Source organism: Rugamonas brunnea (assembly GCF_014042345.1).
Taxonomy (GTDB): Bacteria; Pseudomonadota; Gammaproteobacteria; order Burkholderiales; family Burkholderiaceae_D; genus Rugamonas; species Rugamonas brunnea.
The window spans coordinates 318,131-334,315 of record NZ_JACEZT010000003.1 but is presented as its reverse complement, the minus strand read 5'-3'; the positions used below and the strand labels follow the sequence as shown (position 1 = coordinate 334,315).

Sequence of the window (16,185 nt, the reverse complement as noted above, 5' to 3'; positions counted from 1 at the left end):
TATCGCATCCCGCGCCCCGTTTTTACGCTTTGCCCTGTGCCAGGCATGACGAAACGTAGGCCCGGCGCGACGCTAGTTTGCACTGGAACATTATGTCCGCATTCACTATGATGCCTGCACCCCGATCCCGACCACTCTTGGAGCGACCATGACCCCAGCCACCCCACTGCCCACCGCACCGTTCGGCGCCTGGCCATCGACCATCAGCGCAGCGCGCGTGGCGGCCGGCGCCACGCCACTGTCGCAACTGGCCCTGGGCGGGGCCGATGGCAACGATATCTACTGGCTGGCCGGCCGCGCCGCCGAGGCGGGCCGCAACACGCTGCTGCGCCACCGTGGCGCGACGACGGCCGAACTGACCCCGCTGCCGTTCAATGTGCGCAGCCGCGTGCACGAATACGGCGGCGGCGCCTGCCTGGTCGATGGCGACACCATCTACTTCTCGCACTATGCCGACAACTTGCTGTACCGCCAGGACGGCAACGCTCCGGCCGTGGCCCTGACCCGGCCCGGCAAGCAGCGCCACGCCGACTTCGTGGCCGACCGCGCCCGCGCGCGCCTGATCAGCGTGCGCGAACTGCATGGCGACGATCCGCACGCACAGCCGGTCAACACCGTGTGCGCGATCGGCGCTGACGGCGTCGAGACGGTGCTGGTTGAAGGCGCGGATTTTTACGCGGCGCCGCGCCTGTCGCCGGACGGCCGTCAGCTGGCCTGGCTGAGCTGGGACCACCCGCGCATGCCGTGGCAGGGCACGGAACTGTGGCTGGCGCCCGTGCTGGACGACGGCAGCCTGGGCGCCGCGCGCCGCGTGGCCGGCGGCCCAGAGGAAGCCGTGTGCCAGCCCGAATGGTCGCCGGCCGGCGTGCTGCACTTCGTGTCCGACCGCAGCGGCTGGTGGAATTTGTACCGGCTGGCCGGCGAACAATTGCAGGCCCTGTGCCCGATGGAAGCCGAATTCGCCACCCCGCACTGGGTGTTCGGCGCCTCCATGTACGGCTTCCGTTCGGCCGACGAGATCATCTGCACCTACATCGTGCAGGGCGTGAGCAAGCTGGCGCGCCTGCATGTGGGCAGCGGCAAGCTGGAAGAAATCGCCAATCCGTATCAGGAAATCCGCGAACTGAAGGTGGGCCCCGGTTTCATCGCGCTGATGGGCGGCAGCCCTACCATCGCGCTGGAACTGGCCCGCATCGAATATACGAGTGACGAGGTCGAAGTGCTGGCCCGTTCCATCGAAACGCTGCCGGCCGTGGCCGAACTGTCGGTGCCGCAGTCCATCAGCTACCCCAGCGCCAACGGCCGCACGGCGCACGCCTTCTTCTATCCGCCCTGCAATCCGGCCGTGCAGGCGCCGGCCGCCAGCCTGCCGCCCGTGATCGTCATCAGCCATGGCGGCCCCACCAGCATGACCACCAGCACCCTCAAGCTGGCCACCCAGTACTGGACCAGCCGTGGCTTCGGCGTGCTGGACGTGAACTACGGCGGCAGCGCCGGTTTCGGCCGCGCCTACCGCGATGCGCTCAAGGGCCAGTGGGGCATCGTCGATGTCGAGGACTGCATCGCCGGCGCGCGCGCGCTGGTGGCACGCGGCCTGGCCGACGGCGAACGGCTGATCATCCGTGGCGGCAGCGCCGGCGGCCTGACCACGCTGTGCGCGCTGACCTTCCACGACGTGTTCAAGCTGGGCGCCAGCTACTACGGCGTGTCCGACCTCAAGGGCCTGGACCAGGATTCGCACAAGTTCGAATCGCACTACAACGAATACCTGATCGCGCCGCAACCGGCGGCCGAGGCGCTGTACCAGGCCCGCTCGCCGATCAACCACACCGACCGGCTGGCGCGCCCCATGATCTTCTTCCAGGGCCTGGATGACAAGGTGGTGCCGCCGCAGCAATCGGAAACCATGGTGGCGGCGCTGCGCGCGCGCGGCGTGCCGGTGGCCTACGTGCCGCTGGAAGGCGAGGGCCACGGCTTCCGCAAGGCCGAGAACATCGTGCGCACGCTGGAGGCGGAGCTGTACTTCTATCAACGCCTGTTCGGCCTGCACCCGGGCGACGCGCCCGGCGCCGTCCACATCGACAATCTTCCTGCATGAACGAAACGCAGCTGCAGGCCGAATTCGACGCGCTGGCCGACCACGAGAAAATGACGCTGGCCCTGCTCGCGCTGATCGGCGAGCCGATGGGCCGTACCGCCATCCTCGACCATCTGAAGGCGGCCCGCATCGAGGACCAGCATCATGAAGCGCTCAGCGTGGACTCGCTGGACGACGCGCTGCGCAAGCTGGAGCGGCTGGCCTTCACCAACGTGGTGACAGGGCGCGGCCACAGCTGCAACCCCGGTCTGCGCTGGCCCGCCATCCGGGCCGCCATCGGCACCCACGCGCTCGACGACATCAGCCAGGCGCACGACCTGCTGGTGCCGCTGCGCCAGACCTGGAACACGGTGGAGCCGCGCAGCTACCGGGCCGGCGTGGCGCGGTTGCGCATGGCGCTGCTGCGCGGCCAGGACCCGCAGCGCGTGCTGCCACTACTGACGTTCTGCCAGAACTGCTACGAAGCGGCCCAGCTTCATCCCATTATCGAGATCTTCGGCCGCCCGTTCGAAGCGGGCATGATCGCCCGCGTCCACCCGCTGCTGCAGGACGATATCCTGACGCTGCTGCTGCAGAACGCACAGCGCGATATCGCCAGCGCGCCCGTGCTGCGCGACTTCATCGAGCAGCACTTCCAGCGCCGCCACGCCGGCGGCGACGAGCTGGCGCCCGCGCTGCGCCTGGCGCTGGCGGAAGACGCCATCCTGTGCGGCCGGCTGGACGACGCGGGCCGCTACCTGGAGGGCACGGCCGGCGCGCAAAGCCAGTTCCTGGCCAGCGTGATCGTGCTGTTGCGCGGCGCCGCCTCGGCCGCCATCACCGGCTTCGACGCGGCGCTCAAGATGCTGCGGCGCGAATCGGGCAAGCGCAAGCAACTGTTCGCTGGCCTGGGCGGCCACCTGTACGTGCTGGCCATGCTGCGCCAAGGCGACCCCAAACTGGACAAGGCCGCCGAAGCCTACCTGGAAGCGGCGCTGCGCGCGCCGCACAACCACGACAGCGCCGTCTACCAGCAACTGGACCTGCTGCGCCAGGTGCGCGCCGGCACGCTGACGCCGGACACCGTCACCAAGCGCGCATGGGAAACGGGCCTGCAAGCCCAGATGTTCCAGGCCTTGCTGTACTTCTGGCTATCGCAGCCGCAACTGGCCGATTACCGTCCGCAGTTGGTGGAGCTGGTGCAGCAGGCCGACCGCGCTGGTTACCACTTCATCGCCGGCCAGGCGGCCAGCCTGCTGGGCCACCTGGGCGACGCGGAGCAGGCGCGCCACGGCACAGCCCTGCGCCGCCAGCACGGCTACGCCGACCTGACGGCATGGTTCGAGCGGCAGGAAGCATGGCAGCGCCAGCTGGCCGCCCTGATCAATCTGCAGCAGCCGGCGACCTCCACGGCCGGCGGCAACACGCGCCTGGCCTGGGTGCTCGATTTCCATCCGCGCCACGGCCTGACGGCGGTGGAGCCGCGCGAACAGAAGCGCGACGCGCGCGGCATCTGGGGCAAGGGCCGCGCCGTGGCCTTGAAGCGGCTGCGCTTCGAAGCCGAGCAGTTCGATTTCCTCACGCCACAGGACTTGCGCGCGGCCGAGGCCATCGGCGTGGCGCACCGCCACTACCATTCGTCCGGCCTCAGTTACGAGATCGACCCGCAACGCGCGGCCGCCGCGCTGGTGGGTCACCCGCTGCTGTTCTGGCACGACGCGCCCGACACGCGGGTCGAACTGCTGGCCGGCGAGCCGGAACTGCTGATCCGCAAGCAGGGCGACAACCTGACGATCGCGCTGCAACCGGCCATCCCCGACGACGGCAGCACCGTCATCATCAACAAGGAAACGCCGACCCGGCTGCGCGTGATCCAGATCCTCGACGAGCACCGCCGCATCGCCGCCATCGTCGGCGACGGCCTGACCGTGCCGCGCCACGCGGAACAGCAGGTGTTGCAGGCGATCGGCTCGATCTCGTCGCTGGTGACGGTGCAGTCGGAAATCGGCGGCGCCGGCGCCGACATGGAGCAGGTGGCGGCCGACGCCCGCCTGCACGTGCACCTGCTGCCCTACCAGCACGGCCTGAAGATGCAACTGCTGGTGCGTCCGCTGGCCGGCGGCGCCTACTACCCGCCCGGCACCGGCGCCGACAGCGTGATCGCGGACGCCGGCGGCAAGCCGGTGCAGGCGCGCCGCGACCTGAACGGCGAACGCGACGCGGAACGGGCGCTGGTGGCGCGCTGCCCCATCCTCGAATCGGCCGAGCAGGAACACGGCGAGTGGCTGCTGGGCCAACCGGCGCTGTGCCTGCAACTGCTGGTGGAACTGCAGGCGCTGGACCCTGACAGCATCGTGCTGGCCTGGCCGGAAGGTGAGAGTTTCCGCGTCACGTCCAAAGTGGGCAGCGGCCAGCTGCGGCTGGCCATCAGGAGCCACAAGGACTGGTTCGCGGCCAGCGGCGAAGTGCAGGTGGACGAGGACCAGGTGCTGGACCTGCGCACCCTGCTGGAGCTGATGCACAACAGCCAGGGACGCTTCGTGGAGCTGGGCGGCAATCGCTTCCTGGCGCTGACGGAGGAGCTGCACCGCCGCCTGCGCGAAGTGTCGGCCTACGGCGAACTGACGGCCGACGGCGTGCGCCTGCATCCGCTGGCCGCGTTCGCGCTGGAGGAGCTGGCCGACGACGCGGGCGGGCTGAAGGCGGACAAGCTGTGGCGCGAACACCTGGCGCGCATGCAGGCGCGCACGGAATTCGTGCCGCAACTACCGAGCACCCTGCAGGCGGAACTGCGCGACTACCAGCGCGAAGGCTACGACTGGCTGGCGCGCCTGGCCCACTGGGGCGTGGGCGCCTGCCTGGCCGACGACATGGGCCTCGGTAAAACGCTGCAGGCGCTGGCCCTGATCCTCGCGCGCGCGCCGCACGGTCCGACACTGGTGGTCGCGCCCACCTCCGTGTGCCTGAACTGGATCAGCGAGGCGGCCCGCTTCGCGCCCACGCTCAACATCAAGTTGTTCGGGGCCGGTGATCGGGGCGAAACGCTGGCCACCTTGCAGCCCTACGACGTGGTGGTGGCCAGCTACGGCCTGTTGCAACTGGAGGCCAAGCTGTTTGCCGGCGTGCGCTGGCACACCATCGTGCTGGACGAGGCGCAGGCCATCAAGAACGGCGCAACCAAGCGTTCGCAAGCCGTGATGGCCTTGCAGGGCGACTTCAAGATGGTGGCCACCGGCACGCCGCTGGAGAACCACCTGGGTGAACTGTGGAACCTGTTCCGCTTCATCAATCCCGGCCTGCTGGGCAGCATCGAGCAGTTCAACCTGCGCTTCGCGGGGCCGATCGAGAAGGCCCAGAACCACAAGGCGGAAGTGGGTGCGCGCCAGCGCTTGCGGCGCCTGATCCAGCCCTTCATCCTGCGCCGCACCAAGGCCCAGGTGCTGGCCGAGCTGCCCTCGCGCACCGAGATCACGCTGGAGGTGGAGCTGTCGAAGGAGGAAACGGCGCTGTACGAATCGCTGCGCCGTGCCGCGCTGGAAAAGCTGGAACAGGCCGAAGGTCCGGTCGACCGCAAGACCATCCAGATCCTGGCCGAGATCATGAAGCTGCGCCGCGCCTGCTGCAATCCGCAGCTGGTGGCGCCGGCCCTGGGGCTGGCCAGCAGCAAGCTGGCCGCCTTCGCGGAACTGCTGGAAGGCTTGCTCGACAACCGCCACAAGGTGCTGGTGTTCAGCCAGTTCGTCGATCATCTAAAACTGATCCGCGACCACCTGGACGCCAACGGCATCCGCTACCAGTACCTGGACGGCGCCACGCCCATGCAGGAGCGCAAAACGCGGGTCGACGCGTTCCAGGCTGGCGACGGCGACGTGTTCCTGATCAGCCTGAAGGCGGGCGGCATGGGCATCAACCTGACGGCGGCCGACTACGTGATCCATATGGACCCGTGGTGGAATCCTGCCGTGGAAGACCAGGCCTCGGACCGCGCGCACCGCATGGGTCAGCAGCGGCCCGTCACCATCTACCGTCTGGTGGCGCGCCACACGATCGAGGAGGGCATCGTGGCGCTGCACCAGCACAAGCGCGACCTGGCCGACAGCCTGCTCGACGGCAGCGACCTGGCCGCGCGCATGTCGGCCGCCGATATGCTGGCCATGCTGGCTGAAGGCATGCAACGCTGACGGTGCCGCCGCAGGACATGTAGCGGCATGTAACGGGCGCCCTCGCAGGCCCCGTTTAGTGATAATCTCCCACGCTTGACCTTGGCGCGCCGCCCCAAACCTGCGAACATGCGCGTCTTGCCCAACATACACGAGGCTGCTTTTTATGATGAAGACCCCTATCGCGCTGGCCGCGTTGCTGACGTCGATCGCGCTGGCGCCGGCCAGCGCCAGCACCCATCAACACCATGCCAAGGCATCCGCCAGCACGGCCAAGTCGGGGACCAAGAGTTCGTCCCACGGCAAACATGCCAAGGGCGACAGCAAAGCCAGCGGAAAAAGCGGCAGTAAAAACACCAGCAGCAAAGGCAGCAGCAAGCACGGCAAGGGCAAATCCCACGCGGCCGCGCCGGTAGCGGCGGCCACCGTGGCCGCCGCCGTGCACCACGCCCAGCCCGTCTCGCCCGAGCGGCGCCAGGACAAGGCGCTCGATGCGCTCAGCGTGCAATTCCTGAACGCGCTGTGGCGCATGGACCCGGAAAGCGCGATCTACGCCGGCAAGTACGACACGGCCGCCGCCATGACCGTCTACGACGCAGCCACCCTGGCCAAACAGCAGGCGTTCACGGACGACTGGCTGGGCCGCTTCGCCAAGGTCGACACGCGTCAGCTGTCGGCCAGCCGCCGCACCGACCTGGCCCTGCTCATCAACAAGCTGAACTCGGACCGCTTCAACCTCACCACGTTCCGCGAATACCAGTGGAATCCCGCGCTGTACAACCCGGCCGGGCCGATCGACCTGATCCTCAACACGCGCTACGCGGCCAAGCCGCAGCGGCTGCGCACGCTGCTCAAGCGCATCGCCAGCATCCCCGCCTATTACGACGCGGCCCGCGCCAACCTGACCGATCCAACCCCCGAGCACACCAAACTGGCCATCGCGCAGGCGCCCGGCGTCCTCACCGTACTGACCCAGCTCGACAAGGAAGCCCAGGCGTCCATCCTCACGCCGGTGGAAAAGCAGCTGTTCACCCAGCGCATCAACGCGGCGCTGACGGCCGTCGATGGCTACGTGGCCTACCTGAAGGACCTGGACCAGACCATGGCCAAGAACGGCACCGGCCGCTCTTTCCGCATCGGCAAGGACTTGTACGAGCAGAAATTCGCGTTTGACATCCAGTCCGGCGACACGGCCGAGCAGACTTATCGCAAGGCGCTGGCCGCCCGCGAGGAACTGCTGACCAATATGGACAAGCTGTCCGACGAACTGTGGACCAAGACCATGGGCGACGCCGCCAAGCCCGACGACCGCTACGCCAAGGTCGCCATGGTGATCGACAAGCTGTCGAGCCACCACGTGGCGCGCGAGAACTTCTTCAACGAGATCCGGCGCCAGGTGCCGCTGCTGCAGGACTGGGTGATCAGCCACGACCTGCTCACGCTCGACCCCAGCAAACAGCTCGAAGTGCGCGCCACCCCGGCCTACCAGAGCGGCGTGGCCGGCGCCAGCATCGACGCGCCCGGCCCGTACCGGCCGCAGGACCGCACCTACTACAACGTGACCCCGCTCGACGGCGCCACGCCCGAGGCGGCCGAGAGCAGCCTGCGCGAATACAACGACTGGATATTGCAGATCCTTAACATCCACGAAGCGATACCGGGCCACTACGCGCAGCTCGTGTATGCCAACCGTTCGCCGTCCATCGTCAAATCCATCTTCGGCAACGGCGCCATGGTGGAAGGCTGGGCTGTCTACGGCGAACGCATGATGCTGGAATCGGGCTACGGCGACAACGCACCCGAGATGTGGCTGATGTGGTCCAAATGGAACCTGCGCAGCGTGACCAACACCATCCTCGACTACAGCGTGCACGTGCTGGGCATGACGCAGGAACAGGCCATGGACCTGCTGACGCGCCAGGCCTTCCAGACCCGCAGCGAGGCGGAGGAGAAATGGCACCGGGTGCAGGTGACGTCGGTGCAGCTGACCAGCTATTTCAGCGGTTACAGCGCGATCATGGAATTACGTGAGCAGCGCAAGCAGGCGTTGGGCAGCAAGTTCTCGCTCAAGGAATTCCACGAGCAATTCCTCAGCTATGGCAGTGCGCCCGTGCCCATGATCCGCGAGCTGATGACGCAGTAAGCGCGGTCGCGGGCAGGCAGTGACACGACGGGACGCGGCGAGCGTCCCGTTTGCTTTCCGGCAGGTGTGATCAGGAGGTTTCTTCGGGCGCCTGGGTCACGCGCACGAAGATGGGCGCGACCAGCAAGCCCAGTTCGAACAGCAGGCACATGGGCAGGGCCAGCGAGAACTGGCTGACGATGTCGGGCGGGGTGACGACGGCCGCCACCACGAAGGCGCCGACGATGGCGTAGGGCCGCACTTCCTTGAGCTTTTCCACGCTCACCAGGCCCATGCGCACCAGGATCACCACCACCACGGGCACCTCGAAGGTGGCGCCGAACGCCAGGCACATCGACATGACGAAATCGAGGTAGTTTTCGATATCGGGCGTGACGGCGATCGACTGCGGGGAAAACTCGCTGATGAACTTGAACACGCGGCCGAACACGAAGAAGTAGCAGAACGCCACACCCATCATGAACAGCACCGACGACGAAATCACCAGCGGCGCGATCAGCCGCTTCTCGTGCGCATACAGGCCGGGGGCGATGAAGGCCCACAGCTGGTACAGCACCCACGGCAGGGCCAGGATGAAGGCGATCACCAGCGTCACCTTCATCGGCACCAGGAACGGCGAGATGACGCCGGTGGCGATCATCTTCGAGCCCACCGGCAGCGAGGCGATCATCGGACGGGCAATGATGTCATAGATATGCGAGGGACCGGGCCACACCAGCAGCCCGATGCACACCAGCACGATGCCGATCGACGCCTTGACCAGGCGGTCGCGCAGCTCGATCAGGTGGGAAATAAAGGTCTCTTCGCCCGGCGCAGGTGTAGTCATTTAGTAAAACGAGGAGGAGGAATTGCCGCGCGGGCGGAAACGGGCCACACGGGCCGCGCCCGACGTCACGTGCATCTTGCCGCCGTGGCGCTGCTTGTACCAGCCGGGGATGGCGGAATTGCGCACCAGCTTCTTGCGACGGAACTCGCGCGCCTTGCGGGACAGGTCGTCCGGGGTGGCACTGATCAGGCGCTCGGTCACCGGCAAGGGCGTGCCATCCCAGGCGCCTTGGAGGTCGCCCTGGATCTCGCCCAGGTTGTCCGAGACCGCCTTTTCCACGTCCTGCTTGACGTTCTGGGCCGCCTGCTGCACTTCCTTTTGCAAATTCTTCAATTCCTCCATCTCGATCTCGCGCGAGACTTCGGATTTGACTTCGTTCAGGTAACGCTGGGCACGGCCGTACAAGGACCCGGCCATCCGCGCCACCTTGGGCAGCTTTTCGGGACCGATTACGACCAGGGCGACGACGCCGATAATGGCTAGTTTGGAAAGACCGAGATCGATCATAAGGCGCAGGCTATCGCGGTCGGGGCCGGAGCCCCGCGCCGCTTACAGCTTGTTCTTCTCTTTCGCGTCGACGTCGATGGTGGGCGGGGTGGTGGCCGCAGGCTTGTCTTCCTCGCCGCGCACGCCATCCTTGAAGCCCTTGACGGCCTTGCCGATGTCCGAACCGATATTGCCCAGCTTTTTGGTACCGAACACCAGCATCACGACCACCAGCACGATCAGCCAGTGCCAAATACTCATAGAACCCATCTTAATCCCCTTGCAAGGGCATACGCCCAAAGAATTCAGTTATAACCAATATGCACAGTATAAGCGATGCGCGGGCCGTCATGTATTTGTCACTTGGACTAACATGATCTCGTCCGGAATGCTTATTAATGCAGCCGGCGCCACGGATGCGGACCGCCCACCAGATGCAGGTGCAGATGGTACACCTCTTGTCCGCCGTCGGGGCCGCTATTGATGATGGTTTTGTAGCCGCCCGTTGGCGTGCCGTCGGCGTCGTAGCTGACGGCGCAGCCGAATTCCTCGGCCAGGCGCGGCACCAGGGCCAGCATCTTGCCCAGCAACGCGGCCTGGTTGGCCGTGCAGTCCGACAGGGTGGAGAGGTGCTGCTTGGGGATCAGCAGCAAGTGCACGGGCGCGGCCGGGTTGATGTCCTTGAACGCCAGCACGTCCTCGTCCTCGTAGACGATGGTCGAAGGAATCTGCTTGGCCGCGATCTTGCAAAAAATACAGTTATCCACAAACACTCCTAAAAAGTCGGGTTGTTTCCGCCAGGGTTAGGCGCCGTCGCCGTTCGCATCCTTGCGCGACGCTTTTTCGACGATGCCGGACACGCCTTCGCGGCGGGCCAGCTCGTCGAGCACTTGCTGCGGGGTCAGGTCGAACTGGGCCAGCAGCACCAGCGTATGGAACCACAGGTCGGCGCACTCGTACAGCACCTTGGAGGCATCGCCGCCGGCGCGCGCGTCCTTGGCGGCCATCACGGTCTCGGTGGCTTCCTCGCCGATTTTCTTCAGGATGGCGTCGTCGCCCTTGGCGAACAGGCGCGAGACGTAGGAGGTGGCCGGGTCGCCGCCGTTGGCCAGCTTGCGCGATTCGATGATGTCCGCAACGCGGTCCAGGATGGTACTCATGTCGGTTTGGTCTTGTTCGGTTTGGCCACGGCCTTGGGCGCGGGCTTGGCGGGTTCGGGATAGATGATGGCCGGGTCTTTCAACACCGGCTCGGCGACCTGCCAGTCGCCTTCCAGCGCGTCGCCCTCGAATTTCTGGAAGAAGCACGAGTGACGGCCCGTGTGGCAGGCGATGCCGCCGGCCTGCTCGATCTTGAGCAGCACCACGTCCTCGTCGCAATCGAGGCGGATTTCCAGCACCTTCTGCACGTGGCCGGACTCCTCGCCCTTGTGCCACAGCTTCTTGCGCGAGCGGCTCCAGTACACGGCCTCGCCCAGCTCCACCGTGCGCGCCAGCGCCTCGCGGTTCATCCAGGCGAACATCAGCACGTCGTTGGTGCCGGCTTCCTGGGCGATCACGGGCACCAGCCCGTTCTCATCCCATTGTACTTTTTTCAACCATTTGGCCTTGGCGAGGCCGTTGTTGTTGGGTGGCGTAGCCATCGTCGTTCCTCCGCTCATGCCAGCCGCATGGGAATGCCCTGGGCCGCCATGAACTGCTTGGCTTCCTGCACCGTGTGCTGGCCGTAGTGGAAGATGCTGGCCGCCAGCACGGCGTCGGCGCGGCCCAGCTTGATGCCGTCGGCCAGGTCCTGCAGGCCGCCCACGCCGCCCGAGGCGATCACGGGGATGCTGATGGCGTCCGACACGCCGCGCGTGAGCGCCAGGTCGAAGCCGGACTTGGTGCCGTCGCGGTCCATGCTGGTCAGCAGGATCTCGCCCGCGCCCAGCTGTTCCATCTTGCGCGCCCATTCGATGGCGTCCAGGCCGGTGGCCTTGCGCCCGCCGTGGGTGAACACTTCCCATTTGCCCGGCGACACCTGCTTGGCGTCGATCGCCACCACGATGCACTGCGAACCGTGCTTCTGCGAGGCGTCGAACACCAGCTGCGGGTTGGCCACGGCCGAGGAATTCATGCTGATCTTGTCGGCGCCCGCGTTGAGCAGGCGGCGCACGTCGGCCACCTCGCGCACGCCGCCGCCCACCGTCAGCGGAATGAACACCTGCGAGGCCACGGCCTCGATGATGTGCAGGATCAGGCCGCGGTTGTCGCTGGTGGCCGTGATGTCGAGGAAGGTCAGTTCGTCGGCGCCCTGTTCGTCATAGCGGCGCGCTATCTCGACCGGGTCGCCGGCGTCGCGCAGCTCGGTGAAATTGACGCCCTTGACGACGCGGCCATCGGTCACGTCCAGGCAGGGGATGATACGTTTTGCAAGCATGTTGGAACCCGTCGGCCCGCAGGCCATAATCAAAGAATCTGGCGCGCTTACTCAGCGGCGCCGTCGGTCAGTTCGTCCGCGCGCACCTGGGCCGCGGCCAGGTCCAGCGTGCCCTCGTAGATGGAACGGCCGCAGATCACGCCTTCGATGCCTTCGTCCTGCACCGCGCACAGCGCTTCCACGTCGCCCAGGTTGTGCAGGCCGCCCGAGGCGATCACGGGGATCTTCACGGCCTGGGCCAGCTTGACGGTCGCTTCGATGTTCACGCCGCCCATCATGCCGTCGCGGCCGATGTCGGTGTAGATGATCGATTCCACGCCATAGGCTTCGAACTTGCGGGCCAGGTCGATCACTTCGTGGCCGGACATCTTGCTCCAGCCGTCCGTGGCCACCTTGCCATCCTTGGCGTCCAGGCCGACGATGATGTGGCCGGGGAAGGCGCCGCAGGCGTCGTGCAGGAAGCCGGGGCTCTTGACGGCGGCCGTGCCGATGATCACGTAGCTGATGCCGGCGTCCAGGTAGCGCTCGATGGTGTCGAGGTCGCGGATGCCGCCGCCGAGCTGGACGGGGATCTCATCGATGTCGTTTTCCAGCGCGAAGTCCTGCACCACCTTGAGGATGGACTTGATGGCGCCTTCATTCTTGGGCTTGCCGGCGAACGCGCCGTTCAGGTCCACCAGGTGCAGGCGGCGGGCGCCCTGCTTGAGCCAGTGCAGCGCCATGTCGGCCGGTTCTTCGGAAAATACGGTGGCAAGTTCCATATCGCCTTGTTTCAGGCGCACGCAGTGACCGTCTTTGAGGTCGATGGCAGGAATGAGCAGCATGATCGTGTCAGATGTGAGAGTGAAAAAGGGTGGAACTCAAGGTTGCCAGTGAACGAAATTCTTGTACAGTTGCAGGCCCATGGCCGCGCTCTTCTCCGGGTGGAACTGGGTGGCGAAGATGTTGTCGCGCGCCACGGCGCAGGCGAACGGCTTGCCGTACACGGTCTCGCCCACCACGTGGGCCGCTTGCGCCGGCTCGACGTAATAGCTGTGCACGAAATAAAAATAGCTGTTGTCCGGAATACCCTGCCACAACGGGTGAGACGCCGTCTGGCGCACTTGGTTCCATCCCATCTGCGGCACCTTGTAGCGCGAACCGTCGTCCTGCAGCATGCCGTCGAGCTGGAAGCGTACCACCTTGCCCGGCAGCAGGCCCAGGCCGGCCGCGTTGCCTTCCTCGCTCACGTCAAACAGCATCTGCTCGCCGATGCACACGCCCATCAGCGGCTTGGTCTCAGCGGCGCGCATCAGCGCTTCCTGCACGCCCGACTCGCGCAGGCTGCGCATGCAGTCGGGCATGGCGCCCTGGCCCGGCAGCACGATGCGGTGCGCGTTCTCGATGTCGGCCACCTCGCCGGAAATTTTCACGTCCGCTTCCGGCGCCACGGCGCGCAACGCCTGCGCCACCGAGCGCAGGTTGCCCATGCCGTAATCCACTACAACAATTTTATTCATATTCAAGCATCAAAATGTGACCGGAGCCGCCCGCCCGGCTGGGGCGTGCTTACAGGCTACCTTTGGTCGAAGGGATGGTGCCGGCGGCCCGTTCATCCAGTTCCGCCGCCATGCGCAGCGCGCGGCCGAAGGCCTTGAACACGGTTTCGCATTGGTGGTGGGCATTGGTGCCGCGCAGGTTGTCGATGTGCAGCGTGACCAGCGCGTGGTTGACGAAGCCGCGGAAGAATTCCAGCGTCAGGTCGACGTCGAAGGTGCCGATCATGGCGCGCGTGAACGGGATGTGGTATTCGATGCCGGGACGACCCGAGAAATCGAGCACCACGCGCGACAGCGCCTCGTCCAGCGGCACGTAGGCGTGGCCGTAGCGGCGGATGCCCTTGCGGTCGCCGATGGCCTTGGCCACCGCCATGCCCAGCGTGATGCCCACGTCTTCCACCGTGTGGTGGTTGTCGATGTGGATGTCGCCCGTCGCTTCCACCTCCAGGTCGATCAGCCCGTGGCGGGCGATCTGGTCCAGCATGTGGTCGAGGAAGGGCACGCCGGTGTTCAGCTTTTGCTGGCCGGTGCCGTCCAGGTTGATGGCGACGCGGACTTGCGTCTCGTTGGTGTTGCGCGTGATTTCTGCGGTGCGGTTCATGAAGGGCTCTACGATGGTATCAGGCTGCCAACGATGCTTGCAGGGCATCGAGGAAGGCCGCGTTTTCTTCCGGGGTGCTGACCGTGATGCGCAAACAATTGGACAGCACAGCGTGCATTTTACTCACATTTTTGACTAATACCTTGCGATCAAGGAGTTTCGCGTAGGCATCATCGGCGTTTGGCACCCGGATCAAGATAAAATTCGCCGCCGACGGGAACACCGTCACGCCGGGCAGCGCGGCCATGGCGCCCGCCAGTTCAGCGCGCGCGGCCCGCAATTGCGCCGCCTGCTGGTTCAGCACGTCCACGTGGTCGAGCGCGAATTCGGCCGCCGCCTGGGTCAGCACGTTGATGTTGTAAGGAGGCCGCACTTTGTCGAACTGGGCCAGCAATTCCGGCGCCGCCGACATGTAGCCGAGGCGGATGCCGGCCAGGCCCAGCTTGGACACGGTGCGCATCACGACCAGGTTGGGGAACTCGGGCAGGCGCTCCATGAAGCTGGCCTGGGCAAACGGTTCATACGCTTCATCCACCACGGCGATGCCGGTCTCGCCCAGCGCGGCGATGATGGCGACGATGGCGTCGGCGTCGAACAGGTTGCCGGTCGGGTTGTTCGGGTAGGACAGGTAGACCAGCGACGGCCGGTGCTGGGCGATGGCAGCCAGCATGGCCGGCAAGTCCAGCGTCAGGTCGTCCTTGAGCGGCACGCCGACGAAATCCATGCCCGCAAACTGGGCCGAGCGCTGGTACATGACGAACGACGGCGAGGGCGCCAGCACCACGGCGCGCCGCTCCTGCAGCGCGCACGCCATGTCGAGGATGGAGATCAGTTCATCGGAACCATTGCCGAGCATGACGTCGTAACCGGCCGGCACGCCCAGCTTGGCGCAGATGCGCTGCTTGAGCGCGCTGTACGAGGCCACCGGGTAGCGGTTCAGCGTGGCGTCGGCCAGGCGCTGGCCCAGCTCGCGCAGCAAAGGCTCCGGCAGTTCATACGGGTTCTCCATCGCGTCGAGCTTGATGTAGCCGCCCGCGTCGGGCACATGGTAGCTGCCGATGGCGCGCACGTCGGAACGGATGGTGGCGGCGATCAGCTTGGATACGGCGGACATCGGGCGGGGCTCCTGGAATAGTTGGCGGGCTAGGCGGCGACGGCGTCGTCGTCCAGCTGCGCCAGCCGCTCGTTGATGATGGCGCAATAATCGGGGTTCAATTCAAAGCCGACGAAATGCCGGCCGCAGCGCCGGGCCGCGATGGCCGTGGTGCCGCTGCCCATAAACAGGTCCAGCACCACGCCGTCCGGCGGGCACGAGGCCTTGACCATGCGTTCGATGATTTCCAGCGGCTTCTGGGTCGGGTGGTCGGCCCGTTCGGGATGCTCGCGGTGCAGCCGCGACACGCTCCACAAATCTTTCGGGTTGTAGCCCACTTCCAGCCACTTGGCGCCCACGAAGATGGAGCGCGAGCGGGCCTTCTTGGTGGCCGCGTCGTAGGGGATGCGCACGGCGTCGAGGTCGAAGTAGTAATCCTTGCGGCGCACGAAGAAGCCGATGGTGTCGTGCACCGACGAGAAGCTGCGCACGCTGCCGCCCATGGACGGCACGCGGCGGTCCCAGATGATCTCGTTCATCATCGTCATGCGCTGCTTAAGCATGACGAAGATCTCGGGCGAGAAGCGCCAGGTGAGGAAGATGTACAGGCTGCCGTTGGGCTTGAGCTTGGGCAGGGCCAGGTCGATCCACTGCTCGGTCCAGCGCAGGTAATCGTCCACGCTTTGCTTGTCGGACGCGTTGCCGTAGTCCTTGCCCAGGTTGTAGGGCGGGTCCGTCAGGATCAGATCGACGGAACCATCGGGGATGCGGGCCAGGCCGGCCAGCGCATCCTCGCAAAAAACCTGGTTCAGCCACGTGCCCACGGACTCGCTCATACGGGAC

General features: G+C 66.0%; 15 protein-coding genes. 3 read left to right on the top strand and 12 right to left on the bottom strand.

Annotated elements, in window-relative coordinates; translation table 11 throughout:
• Positions 1-148 precede the first annotated feature (148 nt).
• From H3H37_RS07250 to H3H37_RS07240, 3 genes are all read left to right on the top strand, one after another.
• A complete protein-coding gene (locus H3H37_RS07250) occupies positions 149-2,098 on the top strand; it encodes a dipeptidyl-peptidase 5 (RefSeq protein ID WP_182160962.1) in 1,950 nt (649 codons plus the stop codon).
• Positions 2,095-6,258 carry a DEAD/DEAH box helicase gene (locus H3H37_RS07245; protein WP_182160961.1) on the top strand — a complete coding sequence of 1,388 codons (4,164 nt, stop codon included), beginning with the start codon at positions 2,095-2,097 and terminating at the stop codon, positions 6,256-6,258. The genes H3H37_RS07250 and H3H37_RS07245 overlap by 4 nt, the downstream gene beginning before the upstream one ends.
• 145 nt (positions 6,259-6,403) lie before the next feature.
• The gene (locus H3H37_RS07240; RefSeq protein WP_182160960.1) at positions 6,404-8,380 is read left to right on the top strand and encodes a DUF885 domain-containing protein; all 1,977 of its coding nucleotides are present in this window, start codon (positions 6,404-6,406) and stop codon (positions 8,378-8,380) included.
• Between the two features lie 70 nt (positions 8,381-8,450).
• Here H3H37_RS07240 and tatC read toward each other — a convergent pair whose 3' ends face one another.
• The 12 genes from tatC to H3H37_RS07180 all read right to left on the bottom strand — a co-directional run bounded on the left by tatC (position 8,451) and on the right by H3H37_RS07180 (position 16,178).
• Positions 8,451-9,206, bottom strand: coding sequence for a twin-arginine translocase subunit TatC (gene tatC, locus H3H37_RS07235; RefSeq protein ID WP_182160959.1), 756 nt, complete (start codon positions 9,204-9,206; stop codon positions 8,451-8,453).
• Positions 9,207-9,713: a Sec-independent protein translocase protein TatB gene (tatB, locus tag H3H37_RS07230; protein ID WP_182160958.1), complete on the bottom strand. Its 507-nt coding sequence runs from the start codon at positions 9,711-9,713 to the stop codon at positions 9,207-9,209. It abuts the gene before it with no gap.
• Positions 9,714-9,755: 42 nt separating this feature from the next.
• Positions 9,756-9,962 (bottom strand): Sec-independent protein translocase subunit TatA, encoded by a 207-nt coding sequence (gene tatA / locus H3H37_RS07225; RefSeq protein WP_182160957.1) that lies wholly within the window; start codon positions 9,960-9,962, stop codon positions 9,756-9,758.
• A gap of 125 nt (positions 9,963-10,087) precedes the next feature.
• Positions 10,088-10,459, bottom strand: coding sequence for a histidine triad nucleotide-binding protein (locus H3H37_RS07220; RefSeq protein ID WP_182160956.1), 372 nt, complete (start codon positions 10,457-10,459; stop codon positions 10,088-10,090).
• 36 nt (positions 10,460-10,495) lie between these two features.
• Positions 10,496-10,852, bottom strand: coding sequence for a phosphoribosyl-ATP diphosphatase (locus H3H37_RS07215; RefSeq protein WP_182160955.1), 357 nt, complete (start codon positions 10,850-10,852; stop codon positions 10,496-10,498).
• Positions 10,849-11,334 carry a phosphoribosyl-AMP cyclohydrolase gene (gene hisI, locus H3H37_RS07210; protein WP_182160954.1) on the bottom strand — a complete coding sequence of 162 codons (486 nt, stop codon included), beginning with the start codon at positions 11,332-11,334 and terminating at the stop codon, positions 10,849-10,851. Before hisI ends, H3H37_RS07215 begins: the two co-directional genes overlap by 4 nt.
• A gap of 14 nt (positions 11,335-11,348) precedes the next feature.
• Positions 11,349-12,110: an imidazole glycerol phosphate synthase subunit HisF gene (hisF, locus tag H3H37_RS07205; RefSeq protein WP_182160953.1), complete on the bottom strand. Its 762-nt coding sequence runs from the start codon at positions 12,108-12,110 to the stop codon at positions 11,349-11,351.
• Between the two features lie 47 nt (positions 12,111-12,157).
• Complete coding sequence (gene hisA, locus H3H37_RS07200) at positions 12,158-12,934, bottom strand: 1-(5-phosphoribosyl)-5-[(5-phosphoribosylamino)methylideneamino]imidazole-4-carboxamide isomerase (RefSeq protein WP_182160952.1); 777 nt, start codon at positions 12,932-12,934, stop codon at positions 12,158-12,160.
• A 36-nt stretch (positions 12,935-12,970) separates the two neighbouring features.
• Positions 12,971-13,609, bottom strand: a complete 639-nt coding sequence (gene hisH / locus H3H37_RS07195; protein ID WP_182160951.1) for an imidazole glycerol phosphate synthase subunit HisH — start codon at positions 13,607-13,609, stop codon at positions 12,971-12,973.
• 49 nt (positions 13,610-13,658) lie between these two features.
• Positions 13,659-14,249: an imidazoleglycerol-phosphate dehydratase HisB gene (gene hisB, locus H3H37_RS07190; protein WP_182160950.1), complete on the bottom strand. Its 591-nt coding sequence runs from the start codon at positions 14,247-14,249 to the stop codon at positions 13,659-13,661.
• Positions 14,250-14,268: 19 nt separating this feature from the next.
• Positions 14,269-15,363 carry a histidinol-phosphate transaminase gene (hisC, locus tag H3H37_RS07185; protein ID WP_182160949.1) on the bottom strand — a complete coding sequence of 365 codons (1,095 nt, stop codon included), beginning with the start codon at positions 15,361-15,363 and terminating at the stop codon, positions 14,269-14,271.
• A 29-nt stretch (positions 15,364-15,392) separates the two neighbouring features.
• Positions 15,393-16,178 (bottom strand): DNA-methyltransferase, encoded by a 786-nt coding sequence (locus H3H37_RS07180; protein ID WP_182160948.1) that lies wholly within the window; start codon positions 16,176-16,178, stop codon positions 15,393-15,395.
• Positions 16,179-16,185: the final 7 nt, after the last annotated feature.